Raw genomic sequence first — 11,260 nt, 5'->3', positions numbered from 1 at the left:
CGTACACGTCGGCGAGTGTGTCGTAGAGCAGGCCCGAGTACGTCCGCACCACCACCGGTGCCGACACGTACGCCTTCTCTGTGCTGGCTGCTGGGTCGGGATCAGGTAGTAAGGCCGGTTCCGTCGGTGCAGGTACGAGCCTGGGTTTCGGTTGCAGGACGGGGAGTCCGAGGTCGAGTTCGGTCTGTCCGTCATCGGTAAGGAATCGGTGTGCTTGATCGATTAGCAGCGCGAGCTCGTCTTCGGTGTGGGCGGAGCCGAGGTGTTTGACGATGCGACGGACGCCACCGGTGGTTTCGGCGATCTGGACCGCGGTGGCACCGGATGCGGTGCGTACTCGTCTGATCCACAGACCCATGAGAAGTGCCCCGATCCCGGTCGCTTAGTGCTCAAATCCGAGCCTAACCGCGAGTGTTTTTCCAGGTCAACGACCTGAAGGGTGCGCGACGAGCACTAACGTGAACCAACTCAGGAACTACTCAAGGACATCCGCCACTCGACCGGAGGAGTGCCGCTTCCCGGGAGTCCACGTCTCACGGACCGACAACGCGCGACCCTCGAGGCGATCGGCCGGGGGTGGGACATCGCCGAGACGGCGGAGCGCCTCGGCGTTGCGCGTTCGACGGTGGAGTCCCACCTCAAAGAACTCCGGGTGAAGCTGGGTGCGACCTCGTTGTCGACACTGATTGTCCAGGGTTATCGACACGGTTTCATCGAGATCCCTCGGTGAGATTCGCGAAGACCGAATACCCCCGAAGTCCTATTTCGGTCCGGTTGTGAGCCTGCACTAAGGTGTGACCGGGACGGACCGACCCCGGACGGTCCCGTACACAGACGAACGGACGGCCCCAGTGCCGTGCGAGTGGCGACAGAGGAGAAGTGACGTGGCCGAGATCATCGCAGCCAATGCACGTGAGATTCTTGACTCCCGCGGCAACCCCACCGTCGAGGTGGAAGTGCTGCTCGAAGACGGTTCCGTCGGCCGCGCCGGCGTCCCCTCCGGTGCCTCCACCGGTGAGTGGGAAGCCGTCGAACTCCGCGACGGTGACAAGGGCCGCTACCTCGGCAAGGGTGTCGAGAAGGCCGTCGACGCCGTCCTCGACGAGATCACCGAGGCGATCGCCGGTCTCGACGCCGACGACCAGCGCCTCGTCGACCAGGTGATGATCGACCTCGACGGCACCGAGAACAAGGCCCGCCTCGGCGCGAACGCCATCCTCGGCACCTCCCTCGCCGTCGCCCGCGCCGCCGCGATGTCCGCGGACCTCCCGCTCTACAAGTACCTCGGCGGACCGAACGCCCACGTCCTGCCCGTCCCGATGATGAACATCCTCAACGGTGGCTCCCACGCGGACTCCAACGTCGACATCCAGGAGTTCATGATCGCGCCCATCGGCGCCGCGACCTTCCGTGAGGCCCTCCGCTGGGGGGCCGAGGTCTACCACTCCCTCAAGGCCGTCCTCCACGACCGCGGACTTTCCACCGGCCTCGGCGACGAGGGCGGTTTCGCACCCAACCTCGACTCGAACGCCGCCGCCCTCGACCTCATCGCCGAGGCCATCGAGAAGGCCGGCTACACCCCCGGCGAGCAGATCGCCCTCGCCCTCGACGTCGCCTCCTCCGAGTTCTACGAGAACGGCGCGTACACCTTCGAGGGCTCGCAGAAGTCCGCCGAGGAGATGTCCGCGTACTACGCCGACCTCGTCGCGAAGTACCCGCTCGTCTCCATCGAGGACCCGCTCGACGAGAACGACTGGGAGGGCTGGACCACCCTCACCACCGCGATCGGCGACAAGGTCCAGATCGTCGGCGACGACCTATTCGTCACCAACCCGGCGCGCCTGCGCCGCGGCATCGACGAGGGTGCGGCGAACTCGCTCCTCGTCAAGGTCAACCAGATCGGTTCCCTCACGGAGACCTTCGACGCGGTGTCCCTCGCACAGACCAACCGCTACACCGCGATGATCTCCCACCGCTCCGGTGAGACCGAGGACACGACGATCGCCGACCTCGCCGTCGCCACGAACGCCGGTCAGATCAAGACCGGTGCCCCGGCCCGTTCCGAGCGCGTCGCGAAGTACAACCAGCTCCTCCGCATCGAGGAGCAGCTCGGCGATGCGGCCCGGTACGCCGGCCGTTCCGCGTTCCCGCGTTTCACCAAGTGACCTCCCGGTCGCCCCTTTCGCCGATCGGGCGGAACGGGCGGCCGAGGCACTCGACCGACCCGCGGATCCGGCGACACACCGCCGCAGGATCCGCGGATCCACCCGGAAGGCACGACAGAATCGGTTCTGTCGTGCCTTCCGTGTTTTCCGGAACCGGCGCCCCTCACCTCGGGGAGCACCAGTTCCCCACGACACGGACCTTCCCGCCCGCGCCCGACCGGGCCGCACACTGCCGAGAGCGAGGACCCGTGGGGATCAACCGCAGCCGCACCGGACGCAGGGCTTCCGGACGTACCGCCCGCCCCGGCCGAGGCGCCTCGAAAGCGGCCCCGAAGACGTCCGCCGTGGCCCTCGACCCGGACCGGATCGACCGGACGGCCGGTGGCCGCCGGGTGTCCCTCCGCACCGTCGTCCTCGTCGGTCTTGGTATCCTTTTGGCCGCGATGTTCGCCCCGAGCGTGAACACGGGGATCACCCAGTGGCAGCAGATCTCCGCGCTCGAACGCGACATCGAGGCCACCGAGTCCGAGGTCGAGGCCCTGCAGCACAAGCAGGAACAGCTCTCCGATCCGGACTACCTGGCCGCCCGCGCGCGCGAGGAGCAGAACTACGTGAAGCCCGGTGAAGAGCTCTACATCGTCATCGACGATGCCGAGGAGGACACCGCGGCCGAGGCGGACGCCGACCGGACACCCCGTCCGGTCCGTGCCCAGCCGTGGTACCAGGAACTCGTCGACTCGCTCCAGGCGGTCGGATTCGCGACCGAGGAGACCCGATGATCACCGAATGCACGCCCGCCGACACCGACATCATCACCGAGCAGCTGGGGCGGATGCCCCGCGGCGTGGTGGGAGTGGCGGCCCGCAGCACCGAGGGTGTCCCGCTCGTCGTCGCCACCGCCCCGCGTCTGCCCGACGGCACCCCGTTCCCCACGACCTACTACCTGTGCCATCCCGCGTACGTCGCCGAGGCCTCCCGCCTCGAGGCCGCCGGGATCATGGCCGAGTGGACCGCGGAACTGAGCGAGGACGAGGACCTCTCCGCCGCCTACGCGAAGGCCCACGAGGCGTACCTCGCCGACCGTGCCCGCGTCGGTGCCGACTCCGGCGTCGGGGACGTCCCGGAGATCGAGAACTTCTCCGCCGGCGGTATGCCGACCCGCGTCAAGTGCCTCCACGCCCTCGTCGGGCACGCGCTCGCGGCCGGTCCGGGCGTCAACCCGATCGGTGACCGGGCGCTCTCGCTCATGTCGGGCGTGCCCGCTCCGGCGTCTGTCTGAGCCTCCCATTACGCTGGGCCTCATGACTCTTCCGGCTCCGTCGACCGCTGCCACCCGCGTCGCCGCCTTCGACTGCGGCACGAATTCCCTGCGCCTGCTCGTGGCGGACATCTCCCCGGACGGCACGCTCGCAGAGGTCGTCCGGGCCACGCGGATCGTGCGCCTCGGGCAGGGCGTGGACGCCACCGGAGAGTTCGCTCCGGAAGCCCTCGAACGCACCTTCGCGGTGTGCGAGGAGTACGCCGCGATCGTCGCCGAACACGCGCCCGCGCACCTGCGGTTCATCGCGACCTCCGCGACCCGCGACGTGCGCAACCGGGAGGAGTTCGTCGACGGGGTGCGTGAACGCCTCGGCGTCGAGGTCGACGTCATCACCGGTGACGAGGAAGCAGCACTGTCCTTCCTCGGTGCCACGCACGGGGGAGTGGCGGCGGCCCGCGTGGACGCCCCCGCGCCGTACCTCGTCATGGACCTCGGCGGAGGGTCGACCGAACTCGTCCTCGGCACGGACGCGGTCGAGGCTGCTCTCAGCATGGACATCGGCAGCGTCCGCCTCACCGAGCGTTTCCTCGACCCGGAGCACACGGGTGCCCCGCCGCACGCGGAGGCGATCGCCGCAGCCCGCGCCTCCGTGGACGAGTGGTACGCGAAGGCCACCGCCGTCGTCCCCGTAGGGAAGGCCCGTACGCTCGTCGGCGTCGCCGGGACGATCACGACCCTCACCGCGGGCGTCCTCGGGCTCACCGAGTACGACCGCACCGCCATCCACGGCGCCCACCTGCCCGTCGACCGGATCCTCGAGAGCGTCGAGGCTCTCCTTGAGATGACCCGCGAGGAACGTGCCGCACTGCCGTACCTCCACCCCGGCCGCGTCGACGTCATCGCCGCCGGTGCCCTGATCTTCGGCCGACTCGTCGAACGCCTCCGGGCCGACGTCGAGGCCGACAGCGGTTCCCTCACCGTCATCGCGAGCGAGACCGACATCCTCGACGGGACCGCGCTGTCCCTCGCGCGGTCGGCGCAGACGTCCACGCACACCACACGGCCCACCGAGGGCTGACATGTCACTGCGTTCCGGCTGCCGTCGTGGTCGTCACCACCGGCTCCGCCTCCGCGTGACGGGTGCGCTCGCAGCGGGAGCCGTGCTGCTCCTCGGGAGTGCTGCTCCGGGTCTCGCCGCCGCGCCGGTCGTGGGGGACGGTGCGGCAGCTGCCGCTCCGGCACCGAGCACCCCGGTTGCCCCGCCCGGTCCCGAGGCGGGGCCGGGTCAGTGGTACATCGGCACCTACGGCATCGACCGGATGTGGGAACGGACCACGGGGAAGGGCGTCACCGTCGCGGTCATCGACTCCGGGGTGAACGCCGACCACGAGAACCTTCGCGACACCGTCGTCGGAGCCAAGGACTTCAGCGGCACCGGGAAGGACGGAACGACCCCCGTCGGCCCCGAGGAGACGATCCACCACGGCACCGCAGTCGCCGGTGTCATCGCCGGCACCGGTGAGGGGATGGGCCCTATCGGCGTCGCCCCGGACGCGGACATCCTCTCCGCCTCCATGTGGTTGGGCTCCGGCCTCCCGGACGGTGCACAGCCCTCCCGCACCCAGGCAGCGGAGGCCCTGCGCTGGGCCGTCGACTCCGGCGCGAAGGTCGTGAACATGTCCCTCGGGTGGAACGACCCCACGTGGTCCGCGGACTGGGACGAGGCATTCGCCTACGCGTACGAGAAGGACGTCGTCGTCGTGGCGTGCGTGGGCAACCGTTCGCAGGGGGCCACGCAGGCGTGGGCTCCGTCGACCGTCCCCGGAGTCGTCGGGGTCGGTGGGCTCGCCCGGAACGGTCACGTCCTCCCGGCAGCGAGTGCCCCCGGGACCGCCGTCGACCTCATGGGGCCGGCCGAGGACATCCCCGTGCCCTGGTACGACGGCGGATACGCCCAGGCGCAGGGGTGCTCGTTCGCGGCACCGGTCGTCGCGGGCGTCGCCGCGCTCCTGCGCTCGGCGGACCCCGCGCTCTCGGCCGATCAGGTCGTCGCGAAACTCGAGTCCACCGCCGCACCCGTCGCCGGGCACACCTTCACCCCCGAGGCGGGCGACACCGCCCAGCCGGATCCCACCGTCGGGCACGGCCGGGTGGACCCTCCCGCCGCGCTCGAGGCGCCGGTGCCCGAGCAGGTGCGCAGCGCCTCGGCGGAGCTGCGGGAATGGGTGCGGATGCACCGCCGGGACGAGGTCGACGACGCCGCCGAGGGCGGGGACGCGGGCCCTGCCGGGGGAGCGGTCGAGGCCGGGACGAGTGCTGCCCCGGAGGCAGCCAGGCCGGTGCTCGCCGGGCCCCTCGTGCTCGCGGTCGCCGGGGGTTCCGCCGTGGTCCTCGGAGGCCTCGCCGGGGTCTGGGAATGGCGCCGCAGACGGGCGTCCGGTCCGCCGTCCGAGACGGCTCCCGAGGCCCCCGCGGAACGCTAGTGAATGTTTTCACAAGGGTTTAGGATGAGGCCATGGCTCTCATCAGAAACAGCAAACTGCGTCCCCGTGTCCTCGTCGTCGGTGGTGGTTACCTCGGTCTCGTGACCGCGCAGAACCTCCTCAAGAACCTCGGTCGCGGTGAAGCCACCGTCACCGTGGTCGACCCCAACCCGTACATGACGTACCAGCCGTTCCTCCCGGAGGTCGCCGGCGGATCCATCGAGCCCCGCCACGCCGTCGTCTCCCTGCGCCGCAACCTCAAGGGCGCCGAGGTCGTCACCGGCAAGGTCACGAAGATCGTGCACGCGGACAAGTACGTCGTCGTGGAGCCCGAGGGCGACGAGCCGTTCGAGCTCGACTACGACCAGATCGTCCTCGCCGCCGGTTCCGTGCCGCGCGCCCTCCCGATCCCCGGTCTCAAGGAGGAGGCCATCGGGCTCAAGCGCATCGAGGAGGCCGTCTACCTGCGCGACCACATCCTCGACCAGGTCGCCAAGGCCTCGCTCATGGAGAACGACGAAGAGCGCCGCAAGGCCCTCACCTTCGTCAACGTCGGTGGCGGCTTCGCCGGCATCGAGACGATCGCCGAACTCGAGGACATGGTCCGATCGGCCGTCGCCCAGTACGAGACCCTCACCGAGGCCGATGTCCGCTTCGTCCTCGTCGAGGCCATGAGCCGCATCATGCCCGAGGTCGGCGAGAGCCAGGCCGCCTGGGTCGTCGAGCACCTGCGCGAGCGCGGCGTCGACGTCTACCTCGACACCTTCATGCAGGACTGCACCGACAAGCTCGTCAAGCTGTCCAACGGTGAGGAGTTCTACGCGGACACCATCATCTGGAACGCCGGCGTCAAGGCGAACCCCGTGCTCGTCGACTCCGACCTCCCGCTCGACGAGCGCGGCCGCGTGACCGCCCGTGCCGACCTCCGCGTCGAGGGCGAGGACGGTGTGGTCGAGGGCGCCTGGGCCGCCGGTGACAACGCTGCCGTCCCGGACCTCTCCGGCGGTGGAGTCGGTGGCTTCTGCGTGCCGAACGCCCAGCACGCCGTCCGCCAGGCCCCGGTCCTCGCGCAGAACCTCCTCGCCGCACTCCGCGGTGAGACCGAGTTCAAGCAGTACTTCCACAAGAACCTCGGCGCGGTCGCCGGCCTCGGCCTCTACAAGGGCGTCTCCCAGATGGGAGACTTCGAGGCCCGCGGCATCCTCGCCTGGGCGATGCACCGCGGCTACCACGGCTACGCGATCCCGACGATCGACCGCAAGGTCCGCGTGTTCGCCGGATGGGCACTCAACTTCGTGCTCGGCCGCGACGTCATGCCGCTCAAGGACCTCGAGGTGCCGTTCAAGGCGTTCGTCGAGGCCGCCGAGTCGAAGCCGGCTCCCCGCAAGGAGCCCGCGAAGGCGTGATCTCGCGGGAGTGAACGTGCAATTCGCGTAACTCCCACTGATTCGCACACGACAAAGGATTCGCTTTCCGTTTCACGAAAACGGAAAGCGAATCCTTTGTCGTGTGCAGAACCGTTGCCCCGTCCGGAGACGAGCGGACGTACGTCCGAGTGTGGGGTGCGGTCCAGAACTCGAACCCGCTCAGTCCGCGACGGTGAACCGGACGCCGTTGTGCGCGCCGGTCTCCGCCTCGTCGACGAGGGCCTTCGCGAAGGTCTCCGCGGAGACGAAGGGACCCGCCGGCGTCTCGAGCTCGACCTTGTAGTCGGCGACCGCGGTGCCGGGGGCGATCTCCGGTGCGGGGGAGATGTAACTCCACGGCTGGGTCTTCGCGTCCGTCGCGGCGAAGGCCTTGAGCGCCTCGTACCCGGTGAGGGCCTCGGGCTTGTACGCGTCCGGGAAGCCGGGGCCGTCGACGAGCCGGATGCCGTTCACGCTGAGGCTGCCGGCTCCGCCGGTGAAGACGATGCGGGTGCCTCCGGCGTTCTCCAGGAGCGTGGTGACGGCGGCGAGCCATTCCCCGTGCGGGGCACCGGTCCGGCTGGGTCCGGTGGCGGAGATGACGACATCGTTCGCGGCGGCCACCTCGGATACCGTGGCGGCGTCACCCATGTCACCGGACCGGGACTCGGTGGCACCCTCGACGGCGGAACCGGAGCGGCTGAGCGCGAGCACCTCGTGGCCACGTGCGGCCGCCTCGGCGACGACGCGCCAACCCACCATGCCGGATGCGCCGAAAACTGCGATCTTCATGCGGACCTCCTCGCGGGCGGGCACTCTGCCCGCCTCCCGTTCAAGATAACGCCGTCTGCAGCCGACGGAGGAGGCCCGTGGGGTGGAAAGTCGGATGTGTACCCCCAGCGGGACTCGAACCCGCACTGAACCGATTTTAAGTCGGCTGCCTCTGCCATTGGGCTATGGGGGCCGGTGGCGCTTCTGCGCACACCCTGCGCGCAGCCGGTGACCCGGCGACGCGCACCTGAAGTCTATCGGGGAACGAAGAATCCCCGGCACCGACGCCGACAGTGAACTGTCGGGCGCGATACCGGGGACTGCACGTTCTCTTAGCGTTCGGTCAAGCCGCGCGCGGAGAAAGACGCTCTCTCAGGAGTGTCAGCTCAGGCGAGCGTGACGTTCTGGGCCTGCGGGCCCTTGTCTCCCTGACCGATCTCGAACTGGACGCGCTGGCCCTCTTCGAGGGAACGGTAGCCGTCCATCTGAATTGCGGACCAGTGAACGAAAACGTCCTGCTCGGCTCCGTCAACGGTGATGAAACCGAAGCCCTTTTCCGCGTTGAACCACTTGACTGTGCCCTGGGTCATACTGACTCCTAGTAATGGGCCATGAACAGCATGGCCGTGTGTAATGAATCGACCATGAACTGTGCTCCGGATGCGTCTGAACGGCGTGCGTCCGGATCCTTCTGAAGCCCTTGAGTTGGTACGACAGTTACGAAGCTACCACAGTCCACGGGCCCATTAGGGCCCGGGAGCATGAAATTCCGACCGGCTCCGTGCAAAAAGCGCCGTGGGTCACCGAAAACCGGCGCTCACCCGCCGAGGCGCCGCGTGAGTTCCGGCACCTTCGCACTCACATGATCCCCATGGAGAACCAGATGTCGAGGAGTTCGAAGCACTCCGTCCAGCCCGTTCGGACCACGGAGTCCTCCTCGTCGACGCCGTCCTCCGCGGGCAGTCCGGTAGCGGTGAACGTCATGAGCGTGAGGCCGACACCGGTGTCCTCGAGGTCGACGGTGATCCGCGCCTGCGCCTCGGCGGGCAGCTCGGCCGGGCCCCACGTGAAGACCAGACGGCGTTCCGCCTCGACCTCGAGGTAGGTACCCGACAGCGCGATCCGCGCCTTCTCCGGATCGACGAGTGTGTAGGAGAACCCACCGCCGACGACCGGATCGATCCGCGGCACCCCGTGTTCGATCGTGAAGTCGTACGGGTGCCACCACCGCCGTGCCAGGCGCGGGTCCGTCCACGCCCTCCAGACGAGTGCCACCGGCGCGTCGAACGTGCGGGTGAGGGTGAAGGGCTCATCGCTCATGCAGTCATCCTCCGACGCAGCGCGCTTGCGATCAAGGCAGGTGTCCCGCGGTGGGACACACGTGACCGGCCGCGTGAAACGGGGAATGATGCACGTGAGGCCCGGTGTTGTGCCGAGAGAAACGGCCCGAACGACGAATCCCCGGGTCGGTGACCGACGAAAGGATGCGCGTGAATCCGCTCGACTGGCAGCAACCGTTCGCCGTCGTCTGGCTCGCGCTCTACGGCATCGTCCTCTGCCGCGCCGGAGCCACCTATGCTCTCGGTCGGGCAGCCCGCGGGGGAGCGGGCCGGTTCCCCCGGATCCGAGCGATGCTCGCTTCCCCGACATACCTCCGCACCGAGGAACGCATCGGTCGCTGGGGCGCCGGTGTCGTCGCACTCAGCTTCCTCACCATCGGGTTCCAGACTCTCGCGAACCTCACCGCCGGCAGCACTCGCATGCCGCTCGTCCGGTACCTGCCCGCGCTCGCCCTCGGTGGTGCCTGCTGGGCGACGATCTACTCGACGATCGGTTTCGTCGGCTTCCGTGCCGCTGTGCTCGCCTACGAGAGGTGGCCCGTCGCCACGATCGTCGGGGCCGTGGTCCTCGTGCTCGGTGGGCTCCTCCTCGCTCTCGGCCGTCGCCGTTCGCGCGATTCCCGGAGCCGGGCCGCGATCCCGGCCGAGGCGCCCACCGGGCACGACACCGCTTCCCTCGGCGACACCCCGGCCGCAGCGGCACCCGGGGGAGACGTTCCGGCCACCGAACCGCAAAGCACCATTCACCCGACCCCGGTACGGTTCCGACAAACGCCGAAAGGACGATCATGACGGACAGGATCCCCCACCAGCAGAAGGTCCCGAACCAGCTGAGCCTCCGGGAGTACATCGACACCCTCCGCCTCGAGGGGTACACGGTGCGGAACGGTCATTCCCCGGACCCGGAGCTCATCGACCCGGAGGGGCAGGCCGTCGAGACCTGGCAGGAGGACTTCCCGTACTCCGAACTCATGGACCGGAAGGAGTACGAGCTCGAGAAGTACAAACTGCAGATCGAGCTGCTCAAGTTCCAGTACTGGACCCAGGACACCGGGCACAAGCACGTCATCGTCTTCGAGGGGCGCGACGCCGCCGGCAAGGGTGGGACGATCAAGCGCTTCACCGAGTACCTCAATCCCCGCGCTGCGCGTGTCGTCGCCCTCAACAAACCCTCGGACCGGGAACACGGGCAGTGGTACTTCCAGCGGTACGTCCAGCACCTGCCGACCGCCGGGGAGATGGTTCTCTTCGACCGCTCCTGGTACAACCGGGCGAACGTCGAACGGGTCATGGGGTTCTGCACCGACGAGGAGTACGAGGTGTTCATGAACCAGGCACCGGTGTTCGAGAAGATGCTCGTCGACTCGGGGATCTCCGTGACGAAGTTCTGGTTCTCCGTGACCCGCCGCGAACAGCGCACCCGGTTCGCGATCCGTCAGATCGACCCGGTCCGCCAGTGGAAACTCTCGCCCATGGACCTCGAGTCCCTCGGTCGCTGGGAGGACTACACGGAGGCGAAGGAGGCGACGTTCATGCGCACCGACAAGGACTGGGCGCCGTGGATCACGATCAAGTCGAACGACAAGAAGCGCGCACGCCTCAACGCGATGCGCTATTTCCTCGGCCAGTTCGACTACGAGGGCAAGGACACCTCCGTCGTGTATCCGGCGGATCCGCTGCTCGTCCGGCGCGGCCGCGACGCCGTCGGCGACTGAACCCGGCGGCACTACGGGCGAGTTCCGGACGTGGTGGCGAGTTCCCGTCGCGGTGAACGCTCCACGGCGGGAACTCGCCACGGCGGCGGGAACTCGAAGCGCATCCCGAAAGGACCCGA

General features: G+C 68.7%; 12 protein-coding genes, 1 tRNA gene and 1 pseudogene. 9 read left to right on the top strand and 5 right to left on the bottom strand.

What is annotated here, in order from left to right; genetic code table 11:
• Positions 1 to 358 (bottom strand): annotated as a pseudogene (locus tag ABD172_RS01320) (IS1634 family transposase); the annotation flags it as partial.
• A gap of 150 nt (positions 359 to 508) precedes the next feature.
• On the opposite strand from ABD172_RS01320, the gene ABD172_RS15285 reads away from it, so the two are divergent.
• The 7 genes from ABD172_RS15285 to ABD172_RS01290 all read left to right on the top strand — a co-directional run bounded on the left by ABD172_RS15285 (position 509) and on the right by ABD172_RS01290 (position 7,315).
• Positions 509 to 730 (top strand): response regulator transcription factor, encoded by a 222-nt coding sequence (locus ABD172_RS15285; RefSeq protein ID WP_425546637.1) that lies wholly within the window; start codon positions 509 to 511, stop codon positions 728 to 730.
• A gap of 154 nt (positions 731 to 884) precedes the next feature.
• Positions 885 to 2,165 carry a phosphopyruvate hydratase gene (eno, locus tag ABD172_RS01315; protein WP_344306245.1) on the top strand — a complete coding sequence of 427 codons (1,281 nt, stop codon included), beginning with the start codon at positions 885 to 887 and terminating at the stop codon, positions 2,163 to 2,165.
• Positions 2,166 to 2,413: 248 nt separating this feature from the next.
• Positions 2,414 to 2,944: an FtsB family cell division protein gene (locus tag ABD172_RS01310; RefSeq protein WP_344306243.1), complete on the top strand. Its 531-nt coding sequence runs from the start codon at positions 2,414 to 2,416 to the stop codon at positions 2,942 to 2,944.
• Entirely contained in the window at positions 2,941 to 3,444 is a 504-nt protein-coding gene (locus tag ABD172_RS01305; RefSeq protein WP_344306242.1) for a DUF501 domain-containing protein, read from the top strand. The genes ABD172_RS01310 and ABD172_RS01305 overlap by 4 nt, the downstream gene beginning before the upstream one ends.
• Before the next feature lie 22 nt (positions 3,445 to 3,466).
• Entirely contained in the window at positions 3,467 to 4,504 is a 1,038-nt protein-coding gene (locus ABD172_RS01300) for a Ppx/GppA phosphatase family protein (RefSeq protein WP_344306240.1), read from the top strand.
• A gap of 1 nt (position 4,505) precedes the next feature.
• Positions 4,506 to 5,909, top strand: coding sequence for a S8 family serine peptidase (locus ABD172_RS01295; RefSeq protein ID WP_344306239.1), 1,404 nt, complete (start codon positions 4,506 to 4,508; stop codon positions 5,907 to 5,909).
• Between the two features lie 32 nt (positions 5,910 to 5,941).
• Positions 5,942 to 7,315 (top strand): NAD(P)/FAD-dependent oxidoreductase, encoded by a 1,374-nt coding sequence (locus ABD172_RS01290; RefSeq protein WP_344306237.1) that lies wholly within the window; start codon positions 5,942 to 5,944, stop codon positions 7,313 to 7,315.
• A gap of 180 nt (positions 7,316 to 7,495) precedes the next feature.
• Here the strand turns inward: ABD172_RS01290 and ABD172_RS01285 are convergent, their stop codons facing one another.
• The 4 genes from ABD172_RS01285 to ABD172_RS01270 form a co-directional block, all read right to left on the bottom strand.
• Entirely contained in the window at positions 7,496 to 8,107 is a 612-nt protein-coding gene (locus ABD172_RS01285) for an NAD(P)-dependent oxidoreductase (protein WP_344306235.1), read from the bottom strand.
• A gap of 99 nt (positions 8,108 to 8,206) precedes the next feature.
• Positions 8,207 to 8,279, bottom strand: a tRNA-Leu gene (locus ABD172_RS01280).
• A gap of 193 nt (positions 8,280 to 8,472) precedes the next feature.
• Positions 8,473 to 8,676: a cold-shock protein gene (locus tag ABD172_RS01275; RefSeq protein WP_344306233.1), complete on the bottom strand. Its 204-nt coding sequence runs from the start codon at positions 8,674 to 8,676 to the stop codon at positions 8,473 to 8,475.
• Between the two features lie 268 nt (positions 8,677 to 8,944).
• Positions 8,945 to 9,406, bottom strand: a complete 462-nt coding sequence (locus tag ABD172_RS01270) for an SRPBCC family protein (RefSeq protein WP_344306231.1) — start codon at positions 9,404 to 9,406, stop codon at positions 8,945 to 8,947.
• Positions 9,407 to 9,576: 170 nt separating this feature from the next.
• Between ABD172_RS01270 and ABD172_RS01265 the strand changes: the two genes are divergently transcribed.
• A complete protein-coding gene (locus ABD172_RS01265) occupies positions 9,577 to 10,218 on the top strand; it encodes a DedA family protein (protein ID WP_344306229.1) in 642 nt (213 codons plus the stop codon).
• On the top strand, positions 10,215 to 11,141 hold the full coding sequence (ppk2, locus tag ABD172_RS01260; RefSeq protein ID WP_344306227.1) for a polyphosphate kinase 2: 927 nt from the start codon (positions 10,215 to 10,217) through the stop codon (positions 11,139 to 11,141). Before ABD172_RS01265 ends, ppk2 begins: the two co-directional genes overlap by 4 nt.
• Positions 11,142 to 11,260 lie beyond the last annotated feature (119 nt).

This window comes from Brevibacterium samyangense (assembly GCF_039529845.1).
Classification (GTDB): domain Bacteria; phylum Actinomycetota; class Actinomycetes; order Actinomycetales; family Brevibacteriaceae; genus Brevibacterium; species Brevibacterium samyangense.
Note: the sequence above shows the minus strand (reverse complement) of the source record. Positions and strands in the feature narration are given on the sequence as shown.